Annotated in this window: 21 protein-coding genes; 5 read left to right on the top strand and 16 right to left on the bottom strand. The window is 53.4% G+C overall.

The window, feature by feature from the left end:
• Window positions 1–5: 5 nt before the first annotated feature.
• Both lexA and KNP79_RS04685 read left to right on the top strand, forming a co-directional pair.
• Window positions 6–626 carry a transcriptional repressor LexA gene (lexA, locus tag KNP79_RS04690; RefSeq protein WP_021067589.1) on the top strand — a complete coding sequence of 207 codons (621 nt, stop codon included), beginning with the start codon at window positions 6–8 and terminating at the stop codon, window positions 624–626.
• Window positions 626–1066, top strand: a complete 441-nt coding sequence (locus KNP79_RS04685; protein ID WP_215191403.1) for a metal-binding protein — start codon at window positions 626–628, stop codon at window positions 1064–1066. The genes lexA and KNP79_RS04685 overlap by 1 nt, the downstream gene beginning before the upstream one ends.
• 87 nt (window positions 1067–1153) lie before the next feature.
• Here the strand turns inward: KNP79_RS04685 and KNP79_RS04680 are convergent, their stop codons facing one another.
• From KNP79_RS04680 to hflX, 5 genes are all read right to left on the bottom strand, one after another.
• Entirely contained in the window at window positions 1154–2254 is a 1101-nt protein-coding gene (locus KNP79_RS04680) for a DNA alkylation repair protein (protein ID WP_215191401.1), read from the bottom strand.
• A 165-nt stretch (window positions 2255–2419) separates the two neighbouring features.
• A complete protein-coding gene (gene glnA, locus KNP79_RS04675; protein WP_034777799.1) occupies window positions 2420–3760 on the bottom strand; it encodes a type I glutamate--ammonia ligase in 1341 nt (446 codons plus the stop codon).
• 46 nt (window positions 3761–3806) lie between these two features.
• Window positions 3807–4205 carry a MerR family transcriptional regulator gene (locus KNP79_RS04670; RefSeq protein WP_214797554.1) on the bottom strand — a complete coding sequence of 133 codons (399 nt, stop codon included), beginning with the start codon at window positions 4203–4205 and terminating at the stop codon, window positions 3807–3809.
• A 93-nt stretch (window positions 4206–4298) separates the two neighbouring features.
• The gene (locus tag KNP79_RS04665) at window positions 4299–5594 is read right to left on the bottom strand and encodes a methionine gamma-lyase family protein (protein WP_138860295.1); all 1296 of its coding nucleotides are present in this window, start codon (window positions 5592–5594) and stop codon (window positions 4299–4301) included.
• 7 nt (window positions 5595–5601) lie between these two features.
• On the bottom strand, window positions 5602–6846 hold the full coding sequence (gene hflX, locus KNP79_RS04660) for a GTPase HflX (RefSeq protein ID WP_214753199.1): 1245 nt from the start codon (window positions 6844–6846) through the stop codon (window positions 5602–5604).
• A gap of 102 nt (window positions 6847–6948) precedes the next feature.
• Here hflX and KNP79_RS04655 point away from each other — a divergent pair, with 102 nt between their 5' ends.
• A complete protein-coding gene (locus tag KNP79_RS04655) occupies window positions 6949–7959 on the top strand; it encodes a site-specific integrase (protein ID WP_214753197.1) in 1011 nt (336 codons plus the stop codon).
• Between the two features lie 19 nt (window positions 7960–7978).
• On the opposite strand, the gene KNP79_RS04650 is transcribed toward KNP79_RS04655, so the two are convergent.
• Window positions 7979–8527 (bottom strand): GNAT family N-acetyltransferase, encoded by a 549-nt coding sequence (locus KNP79_RS04650; RefSeq protein ID WP_138859331.1) that lies wholly within the window; start codon window positions 8525–8527, stop codon window positions 7979–7981.
• Window positions 8528–8672: 145 nt separating this feature from the next.
• Between KNP79_RS04650 and KNP79_RS04645 the strand changes: the two genes are divergently transcribed.
• Both KNP79_RS04645 and KNP79_RS04640 read left to right on the top strand, forming a co-directional pair.
• Window positions 8673–9830: an MFS transporter gene (locus tag KNP79_RS04645; protein WP_138859330.1), complete on the top strand. Its 1158-nt coding sequence runs from the start codon at window positions 8673–8675 to the stop codon at window positions 9828–9830.
• Window positions 9831–9933: 103 nt separating this feature from the next.
• Window positions 9934–10482, top strand: a complete 549-nt coding sequence (locus KNP79_RS04640; protein WP_138859329.1) for a DUF4256 domain-containing protein — start codon at window positions 9934–9936, stop codon at window positions 10480–10482.
• Window positions 10483–10870: 388 nt separating this feature from the next.
• Here the strand turns inward: KNP79_RS04640 and KNP79_RS04635 are convergent, their stop codons facing one another.
• The 10 genes from KNP79_RS04635 to KNP79_RS04590 form a co-directional block, all read right to left on the bottom strand.
• Window positions 10871–12052: a glycine C-acetyltransferase gene (locus tag KNP79_RS04635; protein WP_214707601.1), complete on the bottom strand. Its 1182-nt coding sequence runs from the start codon at window positions 12050–12052 to the stop codon at window positions 10871–10873.
• Window positions 12053–12067: 15 nt separating this feature from the next.
• On the bottom strand, window positions 12068–13144 hold the full coding sequence (gene tdh / locus KNP79_RS04630) for an L-threonine 3-dehydrogenase (protein ID WP_138859327.1): 1077 nt from the start codon (window positions 13142–13144) through the stop codon (window positions 12068–12070).
• 169 nt (window positions 13145–13313) lie between these two features.
• A complete protein-coding gene (locus KNP79_RS04625) occupies window positions 13314–13574 on the bottom strand; it encodes a stage V sporulation protein S (protein WP_012726477.1) in 261 nt (86 codons plus the stop codon).
• A gap of 26 nt (window positions 13575–13600) precedes the next feature.
• The gene (locus tag KNP79_RS04620) at window positions 13601–14395 is read right to left on the bottom strand and encodes a TIGR00282 family metallophosphoesterase (protein ID WP_034777819.1); all 795 of its coding nucleotides are present in this window, start codon (window positions 14393–14395) and stop codon (window positions 13601–13603) included.
• Window positions 14396–14443: 48 nt separating this feature from the next.
• Window positions 14444–16006 carry a ribonuclease Y gene (rny, locus tag KNP79_RS04615; RefSeq protein ID WP_029595337.1) on the bottom strand — a complete coding sequence of 521 codons (1563 nt, stop codon included), beginning with the start codon at window positions 16004–16006 and terminating at the stop codon, window positions 14444–14446.
• A gap of 187 nt (window positions 16007–16193) precedes the next feature.
• Window positions 16194–17243: a recombinase RecA gene (gene recA / locus KNP79_RS04610; protein ID WP_021067612.1), complete on the bottom strand. Its 1050-nt coding sequence runs from the start codon at window positions 17241–17243 to the stop codon at window positions 16194–16196.
• Window positions 17244–17319: 76 nt separating this feature from the next.
• Entirely contained in the window at window positions 17320–18546 is a 1227-nt protein-coding gene (locus KNP79_RS04605) for a competence/damage-inducible protein A (RefSeq protein WP_214753195.1), read from the bottom strand.
• Window positions 18547–18615: 69 nt separating this feature from the next.
• Window positions 18616–19194, bottom strand: coding sequence for a CDP-diacylglycerol--glycerol-3-phosphate 3-phosphatidyltransferase (gene pgsA, locus KNP79_RS04600; protein WP_021067614.1), 579 nt, complete (start codon window positions 19192–19194; stop codon window positions 18616–18618).
• A gap of 31 nt (window positions 19195–19225) precedes the next feature.
• A complete protein-coding gene (locus KNP79_RS04595) occupies window positions 19226–20077 on the bottom strand; it encodes a helix-turn-helix domain-containing protein (RefSeq protein ID WP_233004332.1) in 852 nt (283 codons plus the stop codon).
• 48 nt (window positions 20078–20125) lie between these two features.
• Window positions 20126–20902: a YmfK family protein gene (locus KNP79_RS04590; RefSeq protein ID WP_034777827.1), complete on the bottom strand. Its 777-nt coding sequence runs from the start codon at window positions 20900–20902 to the stop codon at window positions 20126–20128.
• Window positions 20903–20919: the final 17 nt, after the last annotated feature.

Genomic DNA, 20919 nt, shown 5'->3' with positions numbered 1-20919 from the left:
ATCCATTGAAAAAAATGTCAGCAAGACAACAACAGATTCTTGATTTTATAAAAGCCGAGGTCCGGGCGAAAGGGTATCCCCCTTCGGTCCGCGAAATTGGCGAGGCTGTCGGGCTCGCATCGAGCTCGACTGTACACGGTCACTTGGACCGTCTTGAGAAGCGTGGATTGATTCGACGTGATAAGACGAAGCCACGCGCCATCGAGATTTTGGATGAAGAGATGTCCGTCGTCGAAGACCACGATGCCGTCATGTACGTGCCGGTCATCGGGAAAGTCACAGCCGGTACGCCGATCACGGCCATCGAGAACGTGGAAGAACACTTCCCGCTCCCGGCTCACGTCGTCGGTTCCGACAACGTCTACATGCTCTCTGTCTCAGGGGACTCGATGATTAACGCGGGGATCTTGGATGGGGACCGCGTCCTCGTCCGTCAACAGAACACGGCCGACAATGGAGAGATTGTCGTCGCCATGACGGATGAAGGTGAAGCGACCGTGAAGCGGATTTATAAAGAAGCTTCGAAAGTTCGCCTCCAGCCGGAGAACGACGAGCTCGAAGCGATGTATTTCGATAACGTGTCGATTTTAGGGAAGGTCATCGGTGTATACCGCACGATTCACTAATGGCTAGTGGCAAGACACATACCCGTACGAATCTCGTGGCAATCGGTGCTCTTGCGATTGCCACGCCTTTTATTGACATCGATGTTCCGACCGTGTTCCTGCTTGGCGCCCTCATCGGGACGTTCTGGCTCTCCCCGGATCTCGATTTGAAGTCGGACGCCTATTATCGATGGGGACCGCTTCGGGGCTTTTGGCTCCCTTATGTGAAGATTATGCCCCATCGGTCGTTATTCTCGCATTTTCCGCTCTTGAGCGATCTGATCCGGGTCATCTATCTCGGTTTCCCGCTCACGCTTCTGCTCACGGTCACGCCGTATGAGGAAGCTGTCAAATCGTGGCTCGACCTGAACGGGGCAGCATGCTTCTTCGGACTCGTTTTCGCGACGACGCTACATACGACGCTCGACTATGCGTCCACGTTCTTCAAACGTGCGTTTTAACCAGATCGTTATGCTACACACCCAAAAAGGGCAACCCGTCTAAATAGACAGGGTTGCCCTTTTTTGAACCGTTTATTATATAGAAGTTCAATAACTTTTATGCAACATGACACGATGTTCAGCCACTTCTCGTCCATTTACCAACAAGACGACACGATGCTTCCCTGGATAATGCCGACGGGTCGTCAAATCTGACCAGTCGTGCACTCTGGTCGCTGCAAGTCGCGCGCCCCCAGCGACGGTTCTATTCGCTAGCAAGAATGCTTTACGACTCGCTTTCCCGTTGGCCTTTATAAACTCAATCGCGTATTCGATACGAACATAAGCAGCATCCCCTGGACGAATGGACACATCGTACTGAATCTCGCACGCCTCCCCTATGCGGATCACGTTCGGATGTATAGAAATCGATGAGTCGACGGTTAAATTTGTTTCCTGCGTATAACCGAACATCGTTAACGCGTCAGGATGGGCTGACTTGATCAGTGTCCGGCATCCGTGTCTAATGATCCAATCGGTATGAGGATGCTCGCCCTGCCATCGTCGCGAGACTGCGAGTACAGCTTCTGGGTGATCTTTCGAGATATCGTTGAGGTTGTTAGCGACACTTTTTCTCACATATAATGATGGATCGTCTTTTAACAACTCTAAAATCTCCAACACTGGAGCTGGGTCTTCTTTGAACATCGGTAACGATTCCGCCCACGGAAGGCGAGGACGACAACCCTCACTCGCCAAACGCCGAACATGTTCGTTCGGATGAACGGCCCAAGCTGTCATTTGGTGCATCACACGCGTTGGTTCCCGCAATAAAAAAGACCTGATCGCAAATTCAGAAGACGACTTCTGTGTGAAGCGTTCGAGCGCTGACATCGAGCGCTCCCAATGCTCTTCCGCCTGTCCATACACCGCTACAAAGTCCGGAAAAAATAAGTATGGAAAACCGATACAATCATCTGCAATTTCAACCAATACGTCCAAAGCTGATTCGTAATCCTGTGGCAAATACTGACCGAGTTTTATCGAAATACGTCGAGTACGCCCTTTGAGTGCCAACTCTTCCCACGATTCATCTATGATTGATGCGATAAAAGCCTGTACGTCAAATGACGGATACACGGTTTGGATACGTCTTCCGAATCCCAACAAAAAGGTCTCATCATACACGTCTTTTAATGGTGTTGCCACTTCTCGTCCCCCTATCCCATTCCATTACATTTATAGTGATATACATTCTCCCTCATTATATTGATTAGTTGAAGCGAATTATAGAAAAAGAGTCCTGAATGAGCACTTCATATGAAGACTCGTTCAGGACTCTGATTTTAAAGGGAATATCCCTTATTAGTCGACTTAGTAGAGCGTCATGTACTGATCGCGTTCCCACTCTGTCACTTGCGTACGGAACATATCCCACTCGATTTCTTTCAACTCGAGGAAGTGCTCACCGATATGTTCACCGAGTGATTCCATGACGACTTTGTCGGTACGGAGTACTTCGAGCGCGTCGAAGAGCGTAGCCGGAAGGTCGTCAATCCCGTTAGCAACACGTTCTGGCTTGTCCATGACGTAGATGTTGCTATCGATCGGCTTCGGAGCCGCCATTTCTTTCTCGATTCCATCAAGACCTGCAGCCAAAAGCGTGGCCAAAGCGAGGTACGGGTTCGCCGCTGGGTCGACCGAACGTACTTCGATACGTGTCGAGAGGCCACGGGCCGCTGGTACACGAACGAGTGGTGAACGGTTGCGCGCGCTCCATGCTACGTAGCAAGGTGCTTCGTAACCAGGAACGAGGCGCTTGTATGAGTTGACAGTCGGGTTACAGACAGCCGTGAACGCACGAGCGTGCTCGAGAATCCCTGCCGTGAAGGCGCGAGCCGTGTCAGAGAGTTCCATTTCGCCGTTTGGATCGTAGAAGACGTTCGTGTCACCTTTGAAGAGCGACATGTTGGCGTGCATCCCTGAACCGTTGACACCGAAGAGTGGCTTCGGCATAAACGTCGCGTGAAGACCGTATTTCGCTGCGATCGTCTTGACGACGAGTTTGAACGTTTGGATGTTATCGGCCGTCGTGACCGCATCTGCGTATTTGAAGTCGATCTCGTGCTGACCTGGTGCGACTTCGTGGTGTGATGCTTCGATTTCGAAGCCCATGTTTTCGAGCTCGATGACGATCTCTTTACGGCAGTTCTCGCCGAGGTCGACCGGTGCCAAGTCGAAGTAACCGCCTTGGTCGTTGAGTTCGAGTGTCGGTTGGCCGTTCAAGTCTTTCTTGAAGAGGAAGAACTCAGGCTCTGGTCCGACGTTGAACGCTGTGAAGCCGAGCTTCTGCATGCGCTCGAGGTTACGCTTCAAATTGCCGCGCGGGTCACCGCTGAACGGTTTGCCGTCCGGCGTATAAATATCACAAATCAAGCGAGCGACTTTACCGCTGCCGTCTGTCCACGGGAAGACAACCCATGTGTCAAGGTCTGGATAGAGGTTCATGTCTGATTCCTCGATGCGTACGAACCCTTCGATTGAAGAGCCATCGAACATCATCTTGTTATCAAGTGCTTTGTCCAATTGGCTGATCGGTACCTCGACGTTTTTGATCGTACCGAGGATATCCGTGAATTGAAGACGAATAAAGCGTACGTCCTCTTCTTGTGCGATGCGTTTGATGTCTTCTTTCGTGAACGTTTTTCTGGCCATGGTGAAATGTCCCCTCTCACATTGTGTAATGGTTAGTGTACTGGCGTCATCGATAAAAACGTGACAGCTCACCTTGAATGAGCGACGTCTTATTGAAACGGCCAGCTTCTTGAAGCTGTGTTTTCAATAATTTGTGTAACTCTTGTTCAGAGATCTTCGGTGCTTCATCGACCGGCGGCTTTGGTGATTCCGCATCTTTGGCGTCCGTGTTGTCGAGCATATGACGAATCGCCGCCAAGTTGAAGCCTTGGTCGATAAAATCCTTGATCGTGAGTAGACGTTCGACATCATTAAAGGAATAGAGCCGTCGTTTCGATTCCGTCCGACTAGGCGAAATTAGACCCTGTTCTTCATAGTACCGAATCTGTCTACCTGTCAGCTGTGTCAAATCTTGAACGATTCCAATCGGAAACAACGGGTTGGAGCGACGAAATTGATCGGCCATCTCTTACCCCTCCTTTTCTGTCTCACACTGTGAGAATAATATATGACAACTTACCTGTCAATAGATGTTAAGAAAGTTAACATGACATTTCGGTTACAACTTCTGTGAGATATTGTCACGGTCAAATGTGACGAGCTCTTTCGTCCGCAATTGGCTCAAGGCGAGCATGAGCGCGACCTTGACGTGGGCGTAAGTCAATCCGCCTTGGACGTATGCCGTGTATGGAGCCCGGAGTGGTCCATCGGCCGACAGTTCAATCGATGAGCCTTGAATGAACGTCCCGGCCGCCATGATGACGTCATCCTCATAGCCCGGCATATAGGCTGGTACCGGCAACGCGTGGGCATTGACCGGTGACGCCATTTGGATGCTCTGACAGAAGGCGATCATCTTGTCACGGTCGCGGAACGTCACCGATTGAATCAAATCGGTCCGGGGCGTCGTATAATGCGGGTCGGTCTCGAAACCGAGCAATCCGAGCAGGCTCGCCGTCAAGTGTGCCCCTTTCAACGCTTGGGCGACTGTATGTGGCGCCATGTAAAACCCTTGGTACATCTCTTGAAGCGAGTAGAGTGACGGACCGGCCTCGCTCCCGATGCCTGGCGTCGTCATGCGGAACGAACAGCGTTCGACGAGTTCTTTCGTCCCGGCGATATAGCCGCCCGTCTTCGCCAAGCCGCCACCCGGGTTCTTGATGAGCGAGCCGGCCATGAGATCGGCCCCGACATGGGTCGGTTCGATCGTCTCGACGAACTCGCCGTAGCAGTTGTCGACGAAGATGAAGACGTGCGGATGTGCCGCTTTGATCTTCCTGATCGCCTCACCGATTTCTTGGACCGGGATGCTGCGACGATTGGCGTAACCTTTCGAGCGCTGGATGCCGACGAGCTTTGTCTCAGGACGAATCCGTCCGATGACGGTCTCGACGTCGATTCGGTCCTCTTTCAGCTCGACAGTGTCGTAGCCGACACCGAGCTCTTTGAGCGACCCACGGCCGTCTCCCCGAATCCCGACGATCTCTTCGAGCGTATCGTACGGCTTGCCGGTGATATAGAGCAGCTCATCTCCTGGCAACAACACACCGAACAAGGCAATCCCGATGGCGTGTGTCCCGGAGATGATTTGCGGACGGCATAGGGCGAGGTCCGCCCCGAACACGTCGGCGTAGATCGACTCGAGCGTGTCGCGCCCGATATCGTCATAGCCGTACCCGGTCGTCGGATTGAAATGGAAATCCGACACTTTGTGTTTCTTGAACGACTCGAGGACACGGTATTGGTTGAACTCCGCCGTCGCCTCGATCGTTTCAAAATATGGTTTTACCCGTTCTTCCGCCTCGGTCACGAACGGGGCCAATTCATCATAGTACGCAATCTTTTCTTGCCACATCATTGTTTCACACCTCAAATGGTTTCAGCGTCGCATATAGACGCGTGTCTTCTCTCATATATCCGACGAGTTCGACCGAACCGTCATCGAGGAACTTCTCCTCGAGACGATACATCGAATCTTTGGCCGGATGGTAATGCTCGAACGAGCGGACCGGCAAGACGACGTGTACTTTCGTCAACACATCCGCAATCTTATCTTCAATCGCGCCGATGAGCGTCTCGATATCGGTCGAATCGAGCGCCGAGATGACGAGCGGTCCGCCGACGAAGTCTTCGGTCAACCGGTCTTTCTTATTGTATACCTCGAGCTGCGGTACCTCACTCGCCCCGAGTTCCGACAAGACCGAATTCGTCGTGTCGATTTGGTTCATGTAATGCGGATTCGATGCGTCGATGACGTGCAAGACGAGGTCGGCCCCGAGCACTTCCTCGAGCGTCGAGCGGAACGCGGCGACGAGTTTCGTCGGCAAGTCCCGGATGAATCCGACCGTGTCCGTGATCAACACTCTACCGCCCCGCGGCAACTCGAGCTCGCGCGTGAGCGGGTCGAGCGTCGCGAACAGTTCGTCCTGTTCGTACGTATCCGCATCCGTCAAGCGGTTAAAGATTGTCGACTTCCCGGCGTTCGTGTAACCGACGAGCGCGACTTGGAACACACGGTTTTCTTTCCGACGCTCCCGGTAACGGTCACGGTGCGCGACCGTGCCTTCGAGATTTTTCTTGATTTCATCGATGCGGCGCTTGATGTGACGACGGTCGGACTCGAGTTTCGTCTCACCCGGTCCCCGAGTCCCGATTCCGCCACCGAGACGTGACAACTGCGTGCCTTGTCCGATCAAACGTGGGAGCAGGTAGTTCATCTGAGCGAGCTCGACTTGGAGCTTCCCTTCTTTCGATTGGGCCCGTCCGGCAAAGATGTCTAAAATCAATTGCGTCCGGTCAATCAGTTTCATCTCGTCCGGGTCGTTCAGCGAGATGCGGATATTCTTCGATTGGGCCGGCGACAGCTCGGCGTTGAAGATGACGATGTCCGGCTCGAACTGTTCGATGAGCACCGCGAGCTCCTCGACCTTCCCTTTCCCGATGAATGTGCGGCGGTCGACTTGTTGCCGTTTCTGATCGAGACGGGCGACGACCTCACCTCGTGCCGTATCGACCAATTCGACGAGTTCCCCCATCGATTGTTCATATGTCCAATCGTCGACGGTCGGTAATTGACACCCGACGATAATGACTTTCTCTCGTTGCATAAAAATCCCTCATTCCTATAAGTCTCATCCTCCATCTTACCACGAAACGACGAATGGAGAACGTCCGTTTGTGGTACGATATGAGGAGAAGGAGGAACGTCCATGACGAAACGTAGAAAAGAGTATCCATTGCCTGAATATATCGAGGCGTACTTGTTCCATCTCGGCGCGAGCGGCCGTCAACCGTCGACGCTGAAACGCTATCGGTACGATTTGATCGATGTGCACAAATACTTTCATGACCATAACGTCGAGCTCGATGCCCCGGAGGCGTGGCTCGCCGTCCCGCTCGAATCGTGGAAGACGTTCGTCAACGACTTCCTCATCGAGGAGAAGCAATATCAACAGGCGACGGTCGCCCGGATTGTCACCGTCATCAATAGCCTGACCGTCTTCTTGAACCCGCTCCGTAAGAAGATGCTGACGTATGCGCAACCGGCCCACACGCTCACCGTCGACCAGATCGCCTTGCCTGCCGAGTTCAACAAGCTCGTCCGGACGATCCGCTCAACAAGCGGTCTGAGCGAGAATCAGCTCCAGGCGCACCCATATCTCGTCAACCGAAACGAGTTGATTGTCACGCTGTTCTATAAATACGGTCTCCGGGTCCACCATATCATTCGTCTCCGGATGAACGACCTGCATCTCGCGAGCCATGAGTTCGACGTCTATGACCGGCTCGGCAACCGGTTCACGTTGAAACTCAGTCAAGAAGACCAAACGCTCCTCATGAACTACTTGGCCGACATCCCGACGCCCGTCCGTCCGCGCTGGTACTCGGACGACCCCGTCTTCGTCTCGTTCGACTTCGCCCGAATGACATTCCGCTGGGTGTATGCGAAGAACCAGCCGAAACAGTTGACGATCGTCATGATCACGAAGATGATGCGCCAATTGAACGAACGGAGCGGTCTCACCCGCTCGGTCACACCATCGATGCTCCGGAACGCCCACGTCTTGAAGACGTACGCGACCGACATGACGTCACTCGAGCGGATGAATGTGACATGTATGCATAAAGAGTCATCACTCCGGCGCTACGAACAGGCGTACGCGGAGTTCGGTAGCGAACTCTACGGCGAACAAATCCCAAACGAAAACCCCGCCTTGTAACAGGACGGGGTTTTGTATGTTAATGGGCCCATTCATCTCGCAACAGCCCGTACACGACGTGGTCGACGTAGCGGTCATAGAGCCACTCCGCATTGCGAAGCACCCCTTCTTCGAGGAAACCGAATCGCTCGGGCAGCGCCCGGCTCTTCACGTTCCCAGTTGCGACCCGAATCTCGATTTTATCGAGTTTCAAATCACGGAACCCATAATCGATGACCGTCTCGAGCGCTTGACTCATGATGCCCTTGCCTTGAAAGTCTTGGCCGAGCCAATAGCCGACCGTCCCGCATTTGATGCCCCGGTCGATGTCATTGAAGCCGATCGTCCCGGCGAGCTCGTCCTGATACACAATCGCGAACGATTTCGGATAGCCGCCCGTCTCCATCAATCCTTTGATTCGTCCTTCGATGTTTTGCCGCGAATCTTCGACCGTCTCGGTGTAATCGAGCCACCCGAGCCACTCGCGAAGGTATGGCTTCGATGCCATCGTCAATTGGAACAACGCCTCCGCGTCGTCAATGGTGAACATTCGTAGTTGAAGCTGATCATTGATGTCATAGCGTAACATGTCATTTCCCCCGTTAAGTTACCAATTATTGTGTTCTTCATCATTTCATCGTAAACTATTTGTAAATAATTTGAAAGCGGTGAAAGTATGTAATTCGACCTCATGTCATCCACCCAAAATTGAATAGTTCCGGAGGAGAGTCATGATGAAGTCGTTTTACCTGATGCTGGTCAGTCAATGGCTGGCCAATATTGGTGACGTGCTTTATATCGTCGCCTTAATCGCTTTGTTATATCAACAGACCGGTTCCGCCCTGGCTGCGGCCAGTTTCCCGATTGCCGTCACGCTCGGCATGACCGTGAGCGGTCTGTTCTTTGCCCGCATCTTATCTCGGTTCACCTTCGGTCAGATGTTGCTCGTCACACAACTGTTGAAGACAGTCTTGCTCGGGGCCGTCATTTGGTCGGAGTCGATTCTCGTCCTCGGCCTCGTCGTGCTCATCGCCTTCTTGGATGGGTTCGCCCGTCCGGTCCAGGCGTCGTTCATCCCCAGGCTGACGACGAATCGCCAACAAGCGAACAGTCTCGTCCAAGGGTCGAACCAGTTCATTCAGCTGGCGATGTGGCCTCTCGGCACGATGGTCGTCGCTTCCTTCTCAAGCGAGCTCGCTCTGATGATCGCGTTGATGTTGTTCATGCTCTCGACGCTCGTCACGCTTCGCTTCGTCCGTTCACTCGACCGCGACGTGACGGTAGAAGATGGCGAATCAGACATATCGCTTAAGGACAGCCTCGCCTTCGTGCGCACTGCTCCTTTCGCCAGGTTAATCACGGTGTTCGTCACGTTCGAGTCGTTCGTCAGCACACTCTGGATCTCGGCGCTCTTGCTCGTCTATTTGGAACGCCACCTCCACATCGATACGGGCTGGTGGGGAACGATGAACGCGAGCTTCTTGATTAGCATGATTCTGGCCAGCGCTTACCTGTATCGCGCAAAGCGCAACAGCTCGCTCGCCGTCAGCTCCATCTTGTCTGTCTTAGCGGCCCTATTGTTCGGCATGACATCTCATATCGCGTTCGCGCTCATCGCGCTCGCGGTTCAAGGATACGCCACCCAGCTCCGCATCATCCAGACGAACACGGTGCTCCAAGAAATGACACCTGCCTCGCAACTTCCGTACGTGTATAGCGTCCAACAGACGGCCTACACCCTCGCCTTCAGCATCGGCAGCCTGACGTTCGGACTACTCGCGGACGGATTGCCGATTGCCATCGTCTATTTGATTGGCGCAGCGTTGACCGTTCCGCTCGTCTGGGTCGGTCGACAAATCGACCAGATGGGAGATGTGGTCCAATCTTCATAACAAAAAGGCGCCCCCTTATATGATTTACAATTCCTTTGGTTACAACAGATTCATTCCGCATCACGTATACTAAAAGAAAATACTAGTTAGGAGGAATCTAAATATGAACACGTTATCAAACCAGGAAAAGGACGAGATATTGCAAACTCTACATGTACGATTTAACGCCCATCCCGAACGACATCCTGATCTCACTTGGCCCGACGTCTTGACTCGCCTTCAAGAGGACGACCAGAAACTCGTCGTGCTTGCCGAGATGGAACGAACCGGCGGCGAACCTGATGTGATTCGACTTCCGAATGGCGCCTTAGCTTTTTGCGACTGCTCTCCAGAAAGTCCGAGTGGTCGACGCAGCCTATGCTATGACGCTTCGGCGTTGGCGGCACGGAAGAAGAACAAACCGGATGGGAGCGCCGTCGCATTGGCTGAGGAGATGGGAATCGAGCTACTCGACGAAGCAACGTATCGTCATCTACAGACGCTCGGTTCGTTCGATTTGAAAACATCGAGCTGGATTGTCACTCCAGAAACGATTCGTCAAAAAGGCGGCGCCTTATTCTGCGACCGCCGCTACGACCATATCTTCCTCTATCATAATGGTGCCGATTCGTATTATGCGGCCCGTGGATTCCGCGGGATGTTGATTCTTTGAGCAGGGCCACGGGCCTTGCTTTTTGATGTGGATAGCCAAAAGAAAATGACTGGGAACTATATCACCCATCAGCGTTGGCTCCTCTAAATCTTGAAACAATATTTGTTCCCCAGATGCACACGGACCCCAGCCAAGAAAAAAATATGTTCAGACAATCAAAAGAAGGTTAGCCTACTCCGAATATCTTTCTTAAGATTTTTTGATCAAAATACGGTGTTTGAAATAAACGATAACCATTCATCATGTCTTAACTGTTCAAATTTTAAAGCCTACCTCCTATATGCCTACCAAAAATTTCAAATGAATGAACGGATGGGCATGATGGTTTATCTCACGTCCACATCACCCCACCAAAAAAAACTGCAGACGGTTCGTCTGCAGTTCAACCTTACGCGTGGAGCGTGACGTTCAATTCTTCTGCGACCGCCTTGAAGGCAGCGAGCGCACGTTCGAGGTCGTCACGGGTATGTTCCGCCGTCACGATCGTCCGAATCCGGGCCTTGCCTTTCTCGACCGTCGGGAAGGCGATGCTCTGTGCGAACACGCCGTGGTCTTTCAGCTTGTCCGAGAACGTGTGTGCGAGTGTCTCTTCACCGAGCATGACCGGCGTGATCGGTGTCGTCGCATGCCCGATATCGAAGCCGAGATCGCGAAGTCCTGTCTTAAAGAACTCGGTGTTCGCCCATAACTTATCGAACAGTTCCTCTTCTTCCTTCATGACACGAATCGCTTCACGGTTCGCCGCAACGACCGCTGGCGGGTGTGACGTCGAGAACAAGAACGGACGTCCTTTTTGAATCAAGAAGTCGCGCACGTCGTTCGAGCAGGCGACGTACCCGCCGAGGACGCCGATCGCTTTTGATAGCGTCCCGACTTGGAGCGCGACCCGTCCGTCGAGACCGAAGTGGTTGACCGTACCGCGACCATTCTTCCCGAGCACGCCCGAAGCGTGGGCGTCGTCGACCATGACCGCCGCGTCATACTTCTCGGCGAGCTCGACGATTTCCGGGAGCGGCGCGATATTGCCGTCCATCGAGAAGACGCCGTCCGTGACGATGAGACGTGTCCGGTAATCTTGCGTCTCTTTCAAGGCCGCTTCTAAGTCCTCGAGATCGACGTGTTTATAGATGCGGCGGGCCGCTTTCGTCAACCGGATGCCGTCGATGATCGAGGCGTGGTTGAGCGCGTCGCTGATGACGACGTCCTCTGGGCCGAGTAGCGCCGACAAGACGCCGAGGTTCGTCGCGAAGCCCGACTGGAACACGAGCGCCGCTTCCGTATGCTTGAACTCGGCGAGCTCGCGTTCGAACGCCTCATGCATCTCGAACGTCCCGGCGATCGTCCGCACCGACCCAGTGCCGGCACCGAACTGTTCGACCGCTTCGATTGCCGCTTGCTTCAAGCGCGGATGGTTGGCGAGACCGAGATAGTTGTTCGACGATAGCTGGACGAGCGACTTGCCACCGATCGTGACCTCGTTCCCTTGTGCTGATTCGAGCGGCACGAGCGAACGGAACGTGCCCGCTTGTTTCATTTCATTGACTGCTTCTGTAATATGTTCAAATGCCATATTGATTCCCCCTGTTTATGGTAATAAGACGACCTTTCCACATTTCCCGGCCCGCATGAGCTCGAAACCTTGCTCGAACTCCTCGAGCTTGAACACGTGCGTGATAATCGGTTCGACGTTCAGCTGACCCGTCGCGAGAAGCGTCGACACTTGGCCCCACGTCTCATACATCTTGCGTCCGGTGATGCCTTGGACACGTACCCCTTTAAAGACGACGTCACGCGTCAGGTCGATCGCGACCGGTTTTGCCGGGAGTGACAACACGTTGACATCGCCGCCGGCCGTGACCATCTTGAACGCCTGGTCGATGGCGACCGGATGCCCGCTCATCTCACAGACGACATCGATGCCGTCCCCCTCCGTCTGATCCATGATCAGCTCGAGCGGATTTTGCTCAAGGCTATTGATGACGACGTCCGCCCCCATGTCTTCGGCGAGCTTCAACCGATACGGGTTGACATCGATTGCATAGACCCGGCTCGCGCCCGCTGCTTTGGCGACACCGACGGCCATGAGCCCGATCGGTCCACAACCGACGATGGCGACCGACTTGGCCGACACGTCACTGGCGAGCACCGTATGGACAGCGTTACCGAGCGGTTCTTGAATCGAGGCGAGCTTCGACGGCATCGACTCGGGATTGACCCACAAGTTCTCTTCCGGCATGACGACGTACTCGGCGAAACAGCCTTGCGTGTCGACACCGATGATTTTCGTGTTCTTACAGATGTGATATTGCCCGCGCAAACATTGTTTGCATTGATGACAAACGATATGCGTCTCGGCCGATACGGTCTGTCCGATTTGGATGCGTTTCGTACCTTCCCCGAGCGCCACGACTTCCCCCGCGAACTCGTGACCGAACACGTATGGCGGTTTGACTCGGCTCTTCGCCCAGTCGTCCCACTCATAGATGTGGACATCGGTCCCGCAAATCGATGTCGCCTTCACTTTGATCAACACTTGCCCGGCTCCTGGTGTCGGGATTGGCACTTCGACCAACTTCGCCCCGAATCCGGCCGTATGTTTTTGAATCGCTTTCATCACAGGTGTCGTTGCTTCCTTCTCTGTCATAGACACGAGCTGTTCCATTGAAAACGTCCCCCTCTTCATCTCTTGATCGAACTTCACGTTCCCTTTCATCTTGTCATAAAATGACGAACCTGAGAAGATAGAACGTCATATTTTCAGACAAAAAAGAGAAGCCATCCGCGCCGATGGCTTCTCTTACAAGAATAGGACCTATGTCCCGACCGCAAGCTCATCGTGGTTCGATGATGAGCTTGATTGCCGTTCGTTCTTCTCCGTCAATCATAATATCGGTGAACGCAGGGATGCAAATCAAATCCAATCCGCTCGGCGCGACGAAACCACGCGCGATCGCGACCGCTTTAATGGATTGATTGAGCGCCCCGGCGCCGATTGCTTGAATCTCACACGTTCCTTTTTCACGAAGTACGCCAGCGAGTGCACCCGCCACGGAGTTAGGATTCGATTTTGCCGAAACTTTGAGTACGTCCATTCTTGTTTCCCCCTCGGGTAGGTTGTTCAATCAAACCAAACGGTCTGATCATCTAGGTGTATGCGTTCGATTTTTGTGGCTCGTTTCGATTGGTCATCGATAGTGATTAAAACTCCATTAAGTTGTTCCCGTCCCTCGGCAACTTCAAACCGGACCGGGAGTTGTGTCATGAATTTTCTCAAGACGACCTCGGCATCCATGCCGAGCACCCCATCGAGCGGTCCCGTCATCCCGACGTCGGTGATGTATGCCGTGCCGTTGTTCAATACGCGGTTGTCAGCGGTCTGGACGTGCGTATGGGTCCCGACGACGGCTTGAACGCGTCCATCGAGATGATAGCCCATCGCAATCTTCTCACTCGTCGCTTCAGCGTGCATATCGACGAAGATGGCATCGACCTCACCACGGATTTCTTCGACGAGGGCATCGACCGTGCGGAACGGACAGTCGAGCGATGGCAGGAACACCGTCCCCATCGCATTGATGACGGCGAGCTTCTTCCCACCTTGTTTCAACACCATCATGCCGACACCAGGTGTGCCTTCCGGATAGTTGGCCGGACGGACGATACGGTCGGCATCATCGATCCAGTCGAAGATGTCACGGTTGTCCCAAGTATGATTCCCCATCGTCACGCCATGGAACCCAAGCTCAAGGAACTGTTGGTAGATTTTTTTTGTGATACCGCGTCCGTTGGCTGCGTTTTCACCGTTGACGAGCATGAACGTCGGGCTATACTTGCTCTTCAAGCGTCCGATTTGGGCACTCAGGATGTCGCGACCCGGTTTTCCGACCACGTCGCCGATAAATAAAATTTTCATAGTTTTGTCCTCCTCCAATAGAAAAAGCGGAGAATGTCTCCGCTCTTGTTACTTCGCATAATCGACGGCACGCGTTTCGCGAATGACCGTCACTTTGATTTGGCCTGGATAATCAAGCTCATCTTCGATCCGTTTACAGATGTCGCGGGCCATCTTGTTCGCCACGACGTCGTCGACGACGTCTGGGCGGACGATGATCCGGACTTCACGTCCCGCTTGGATGGCATATGATTTCTCGACTCCTTCGAACGACTCACAAATCGCTTCGAGGCGCTCAAGGCGTCGGATATAGCTTTCGAGCGTCTCTTGACGGGCTCCTGGACGCGCCGCTGACAAGGCGTCAGCCGCTGCGACGAGAACCGCGATCGTCGAGGTCGCTTCGACGTCCCCGTGGTGCGAGGCGATCGAGTTGATGACGACCGGATGCTCTTTGTACTTCGTGGCGAGCTCGACACCGATCTCGACGTGGCTGCCTTCGACTTCATGGTCGATGGCTTTCCCGATATCGTGGAGGAGACCCGCTCGTTTGGCGAGCGTGACGTCTTCCCCGAGCTCGGCGGCCATCATGCCGGCGAGATGGGCCACTTCGACCGAGTGAGCGAGCACGTTTTGACCGTAACTCGTCCGGTAACGCATTCGACCGAGCGTCTTGACGAGGTCCGGGTGGACACCGTGGATGCCGGCTGAGAATGTCGCTTCTTCTCCGTATTCACGGATGCGCTCATCGACTTCTCGACGCGACTTCTCGACCATCTCTTCGATGCGGGCCGGGTGAATCCGACCGTCTTGAACGAGTTTCTCGAGCGTCATCTTGGCGATTTCACGACGGACCGGGTCGAATCCAGACAGGATGACCGCTTCCGGCGTGTCATCGATGATGAGGTCGATGCCGGTGAGCGTCTCGAGCGTGCGGATGTTACGTCCTTCACGTCCGATGATGCGTCCTTTCATCTCATCACTCGGCAAGTTGACGACTGATACGGTCGTCTCGGCGACGTGTTCGGCCGCGTAACGTTGCATCGTGAGAGACAAGAGGTGTTTCGCTTTTTTATCAGCTTCTAATTTTGCTTTTTGCTCGATTTCTTTTTGAAGGAGAGCAGCATCGTGAAGCGCTTCCTGCTTCGCTTCGTCCATGATGATGGTCCGTGCTTCTTCTTTCGACAAGGCTGCCACGCGTACTAGTTCTTGGCGTGCCTCCTCATATAATTCCTCCACTTTGCTCTCGAGCGTTTCCGCTTCACGCTTCCGTTTCGCGAGTGCAGCCTCACGTTCATCCAAGGCGTCTTCTTTCCGTTCAAGCATGTCTGCTTTCCGGTCGAGAAGCTCTTCCTTTTGGACGAAACGATTTTCTTTCACTTTCTGCTCTTCACGTCGTTCGCGCAATTCTTGTTCGGTTTCATTGCGAAGTTGAATCATCTCTTCTTTTACTTCAAGCCGTGCTTCTTTTTGCATCGCTTCCGATTGTTGGCGCGCTTGCTCCACAATCTTGGTCGCTTCCGTCTCGGCACCTTGAATCTTCGCTTCGGCGATCGATTTACGCACAAAAAAACCTGCAACAAAAGCTATCGGCAAAAGGAGGATCAGAATAAGCTCTAATAGCCATTCCATCATGTTCACCTCCCTTTCGCAAGGTTATTTTATTTTTTCATGAATGAAAACGCGAGCGAGCCCGCGTATAGCTTTATTGTACTTATTTACCTGTTAGAATGCAATGCACGGACAGGATAGAACTACCAATTCATCAAAAAAATTATACTAAAAAAATCTCGCCTGAACCGTGTCAGGCGAGAAACGTTGCTTATTCTTCGTCTAGAAGCGAGAGGACGTCATCGTTGTCAGCTTCGACTGTGACCGTCTTTTCACCGTTGAGACCGTAGTGGTCGCGGATTCGTTCTTCGACCGATGCGGCCACCGACGGGTTCTCTTTCATATACTGCTTCGCGTTCTCACGGCCTTGACCGAGACGCTCTTCGTTGTACGAGTACCACGCGCCGCTCTTTTGAACGATATCGAGGTCGGCCCCGATGTCGATGAGCTCGCCTTCACGCGAGATGCCTTCGCCGTACATGATATCGACTTCCGCCGTCTTGAACGGAGGCGCAATCTTGTTTTTGACGACTTTGATTTTCGTCCGGTTCCCGACCATGTCTTGGCCTTGTTTGAGCGTTTCAGCACGACGGACTTCGAGACGGACCGACGAGTAGAACTTGAGGGCACGACCACCAGGTGTCGTTTCCGGGTTACCGAACATGATTCCGATTTTCTCACGGATTTGGTTGATGAAGATGACGATCGTCTTCGATTTGTTCGTCGCACCTGACAATTTACGGAGCGCTTGGCTCATGAGGCGGGCTTGAAGACCGACGTGTGAGTCTCCCATCTCCCCTTCAATCTCGGCTTTCGGAACGAGTGCCGCAACCGAGTCGACGACGAGGATATCGACCGCACCAGAGCGGACGAGGGCTTCCGCGATCTCAAGGGCTTGTTCCCCTGTATCCGGTTGAGACAAGAGCAACTCATCGATGTTGACGCCAAGGTTTTGGGCGTATTTCGGGTCGAGCGCGTGCTCGGCGTCGACGAAGGCTGCTTGCCCGCCGCGCTTTTGAACTTCAGCGATGGCATGAAGCGCCACCGTCGTCTTACCTGACGATTCAGGTCCGTACACTTCGATGACACGACCACGTGGGTAGCCACCGGCACCGAGAGCGATGTCAAGGGCGATTGAGCCTGATGGGGTAACGGAAACTTGCTGATCTGTATTTTCACCAAGGCGCATGATTGAGCCTTTACCGAATTGTTTCTCAATTTGGCGTAATGCCATTTCTAACGCTTGTTTACGATCACTCATAGATTAATGAGCCTCCTTTGATTGATACTTTCATTATAAGCGAACCGAGAACGATACACAAGTTTTTTGCGAACGTTTATTCGCCTTTTTTCATTTGTTGAAGGAGCGCCCATATTCCGTCTTTTGTCGCTCGGGCTTGAATGACGTGCCGCTCTTGATGTGGATAGTTGCGTTCAATCACGTCAATCCCGGCCGGTGACCGGATACCGATAAATACTTTGCCGACCGGTTGACCCGAACTTGACATGGGTCCGGCTTCTCCAGTGAACGCCAGTCCATAATCCGTCTCGGTCTGACGAATCAAACCGAGGATCATTTCAAAGGCGACTTCTGTTGAGACGACCGAGTGTGACTCAATTGTATCAAGGGACACCCCTAAAAACCTATTTTTTAGCTCGTCCGAATACGTGACGACTCCACCTTTGAACACCGAGGATGCCCCCGGCACGGCCGTGAGCATTGCTTGGGCCTGACCGCCGGTGAGCGACTCGGCAATCGACAGTGTGGCATTGCGCGCTTGCAACTCTCGAATCAAATGGGTAGCGAGCGTCTCCTCATCGGAACCAAAGTAATACCGGCCGACCCGATTTAAAATGTCCCGTTTGACCCGGTCGACCATTTGCCGCGCCTCGGATTCCGTTTCGGCCCGAGCACTGATTCGAAGCCGTGACTCGCCCGACTCGGCATATGGGGCGACCGTCGGATTGGCACTGGTCGTTAAATCGACGACCGCCTCATCTAACGCGGACTCGCCGATTTCATAAAACCGAAGCGACTCGGAATGAATCGTCGCACCCGTGAACTTGTTCGGGAACGTAGACTCGACAATCGCTTTCATTTCCCACGGTACGCCAGGCAGTAAGAGCCATGTCGTCTCCCCTTCAATCCACATGCCGGGCGCAAGACCGACCGGGTTGTCAAGTACTTCGGACCCGGATAAGACGTCGGCCTGACGAGCGTCTCCTTCATTCATCGTCCGTCCGCGCGAGGCGACAAAACGACGAATCGTCTCGAGCGAGGCCTCGTCGCGGACGAGTGGACGGTCGAGCACGTCGGCAAGCATCGTCTTCGTGATATCATCGGCCGTCGGGCCAAGTCCGCCAGTGACGATAACGAGTTCGCTCCGGGCTTTCGCTTCTTCGAGCGTTGCTTTCAGGCGCTCCCGGTTATCCCCGACGACTACATGATACAGGACGGACAGTCCGTATTTCGACAGCTGTTCTGACAAGTAACGGGCGTTCGTGTTGGTAATTTCCCCTAAGAGCAGTTCAGAGCCTACCGCAATGATTTCGGTCCGTTTCATCCGAATTCCTCCCCCCAAATAAAAAAACGAGCTGTTCGGCCAAGCTGAACAACTCGTCTGTGCCGACGGTTACATCGACTTTACAATGATCTTGTAATTTTGTGCAAAATATTCGGCCCCTGAGTAAATCGTCAAGACGAGCGCGAGCCACATGGCCCATTCACCGAACGGGATGCCGACATAGCTGAAAATCGGGTTGCCGAACAACAGGAAGATGATGGCAAAGAGTTGGACCCATGTCTTCGCTTTGCCCGACTTTCCGGCCGCGACGACGATGCCTTCATCGGCAGCCACGAGACGCAGCCCCGTCACCGCGAATTCACGCGATAGGATGACGACGACGACCCAAGCCGCGACGAGGTCCATCTCGACGAGCAGGACGAGTGCCGCCGTGACGAGTAGTTTGTCAGCGAGCGGATCCATGAACTTCCCGAAGTTGGTGACCAAGTTGTGCTTGCGGGCGAGATGTCCGTCCAACCAGTCAGTGATAGCGGCAATCGTAAAGATGACCGCGGCGATGAATTGATGGAGCGGTACGTCCGCCCCGAGGAAAGCGATGTCTCCCCAATCAAAATCTACGGCGAGTAAGACGACGAACACGGGGATGAGCAACACCCGTAACATCGTCAAACGGTTAGGTAGGTTCATCGAGAACTCCTCCTCTAGAAGGAGAGTCAACTTATTCTGCGTCGACTCTCTTTACAAATATATTTTGTGTGACCGGCGAGTCGGCTAATTCAAGCTCCCGGCCATTGACAACAATTTTCTCGACCCCACCGATCAAGCCGATTCGGATGCGAAGCGTATCCGTCTCCGCGTCCTCGATGACAATCGGGTTTTGTTTCGATTGGTTCGGATATTCCGGCGCGAGGAACGGTCCTTCGAGTGATGTGTCTCGGACGCCGACATACGTCGCCGGCGATTCTTTCACATGGATCTCCGTCGTCAACTTATCGGCTGTCGCAATCTCGTACGTGAGATCAGCTCCGCTCGTCGACGCGACCGCAATCGGCCCCGTCTCTTCAGCAGGCTCTTCTTCGACCGGCTCTTCCTCGACCGGTTCTTCTTCAACCGGTTCCTCTTTCGGGACATCCTTATTTTGGTCAATCGTCACACCCGAGTTCGACGGCTCGGCCGGTGACGCGTTTTGATCACCAAAATCAAGGTTTCGGACGACGTAATAGACGGCCGTCATCAAGAGGAAGGCGACGAGCACGAGCATGACTTTCGGTACCCAACGCGACACACGGCTCGACGTTTCCGAGGCTTTCGAGTAGGTTTGTTTTCGCGACAATTGAACGGTCGGCTGCGGCTCGATTTTCGGCAAGTCTTTCGCATACGTCTCGTACAGTTCATCGACATCAAGCCCTAACGATTCCGCGTACGTTTTGATGAACGCCCGTGCATAGAACGAGCCAGGGAGATTTTTGTAATCACCTTCCTCGATCGCGATGATATAGCGTTTTTGAATCTTCGTCGTCTGCTGGATTTGGTCGAGCGTCAAACCGCTCGCCTCACGCCTTTGTTTCAAAAAAGTCCCTAGTTCTGTCACAGGGGTCCACACCTTCCATTCAAGTAGTTATTCAAACCATTCTGCCTCACGATGTGTCTCTTGAGGAATAATGATCTCCTCATCTTGTGAGTTCCGTAGTTCGATGATGTAATCAAAATCCTCGAACACACAGTCGGTGTTGCGCACATAAAGATCTGGGTGCTCGATGACTTTGACAGACGGAAGTCGCATGACTTCGCGAATCAATTGCCGATGGCGTTCATCCATCGTCCGCGTCGAGACGGCACCGTCGATGATGTAGACGTGGTCTCCTTCGCGTTCTTCCTCGAACAGCGAAGTCCGCACCGTCTGCTTCATGAGCGTCGAGGACAGGAATAGCCAGCGCTTGTTCGCACAGACGCTCGCTGCCACAATCGACTCGGTCTTTCCGACACGCGGGTTGCCGCGCACGCCGATCAACAAATGCCGCTCTTCTTTCATCAGTTCGGCGACGAAATCGACGAGGACACCCAGGTCCTCACGCACGAAACGAAACGTCTTCTTGTCATCGTTATCGTGCTCGATGTAACGTCCGTGTCGAATTGCGATCCGGTCCCGGAGTTTCGGGCGCCGGAGCTTGATGACGACGATGGCTTCCATCTTGCGCAAAATATGTTCCAAACGATGGACGTGATCGGCCGCCGGTGCCTTTAACAGCATGCCGCGGCGCTGTAGATCGACGCCGTTGATCGTCACGATTGAGATTTGAAGCATCCCCATCAGTGAGGCGATATCCCCGAGGATACCGGGTCGATTTTGGCAAAGTTCATATTCGAGATACCATTCTTCGAACTTATGATCCATCTCGTCCACCCTTTCTG

The sequence above is a fragment of the Exiguobacterium sp. s7 genome (genome assembly GCF_018618195.1).
Lineage (GTDB): Bacteria > Bacillota > Bacilli > Exiguobacteriales > Exiguobacteriaceae > Exiguobacterium > Exiguobacterium mexicanum_A.
This window is presented reverse-complemented; position numbering and strand designations above follow the sequence as displayed.

Coding starts and splice junctions, on each gene's coding strand:
- KNP79_RS04685 (WP_215191403.1), top strand. CDS start 626: ATGGCTAGTGGCAAGACACATACCCGTACGAATCTCGTGGCAATCGGT.
- glnA (WP_034777799.1), bottom strand. CDS start 3,760: ATGGCCAGAAAAACGTTCACGAAAGAAGACATCAAACGCATCGCACAA.
- KNP79_RS04670 (WP_214797554.1), bottom strand. CDS start 4,205: ATGGCCGATCAATTTCGTCGCTCCAACCCGTTGTTTCCGATTGGAATC.
- KNP79_RS04665 (WP_138860295.1), bottom strand. CDS start 5,594: ATGTGGCAAGAAAAGATTGCGTACTATGATGAATTGGCCCCGTTCGTG.
- hflX (WP_214753199.1), bottom strand. CDS start 6,846: ATGCAACGAGAGAAAGTCATTATCGTCGGGTGTCAATTACCGACCGTC.
- KNP79_RS04655 (WP_214753197.1), top strand. CDS start 6,949: ATGACGAAACGTAGAAAAGAGTATCCATTGCCTGAATATATCGAGGCG.
- KNP79_RS04650 (WP_138859331.1), bottom strand. CDS start 8,527: ATGTTACGCTATGACATCAATGATCAGCTTCAACTACGAATGTTCACC.
- KNP79_RS04645 (WP_138859330.1), top strand. CDS start 8,673: ATGAAGTCGTTTTACCTGATGCTGGTCAGTCAATGGCTGGCCAATATT.
- KNP79_RS04640 (WP_138859329.1), top strand. CDS start 9,934: ATGAACACGTTATCAAACCAGGAAAAGGACGAGATATTGCAAACTCTA.
- KNP79_RS04635 (WP_214707601.1), bottom strand. CDS start 12,052: ATGGCATTTGAACATATTACAGAAGCAGTCAATGAAATGAAACAAGCG.
- tdh (WP_138859327.1), bottom strand. CDS start 13,144: ATGGAACAGCTCGTGTCTATGACAGAGAAGGAAGCAACGACACCTGTG.
- KNP79_RS04625 (WP_012726477.1), bottom strand. CDS start 13,574: ATGGACGTACTCAAAGTTTCGGCAAAATCGAATCCTAACTCCGTGGCG.
- KNP79_RS04620 (WP_034777819.1), bottom strand. CDS start 14,395: ATGAAAATTTTATTTATCGGCGACGTGGTCGGAAAACCGGGTCGCGAC.
- rny (WP_029595337.1), bottom strand. CDS start 16,006: ATGATGGAATGGCTATTAGAGCTTATTCTGATCCTCCTTTTGCCGATA.
- recA (WP_021067612.1), bottom strand. CDS start 17,243: ATGAGTGATCGTAAACAAGCGTTAGAAATGGCATTACGCCAAATTGAG.
- KNP79_RS04605 (WP_214753195.1), bottom strand. CDS start 18,546: ATGAAACGGACCGAAATCATTGCGGTAGGCTCTGAACTGCTCTTAGGG.
- pgsA (WP_021067614.1), bottom strand. CDS start 19,194: ATGAACCTACCTAACCGTTTGACGATGTTACGGGTGTTGCTCATCCCC.
- KNP79_RS04590 (WP_034777827.1), bottom strand. CDS start 20,902: ATGGATCATAAGTTCGAAGAATGGTATCTCGAATATGAACTTTGCCAA.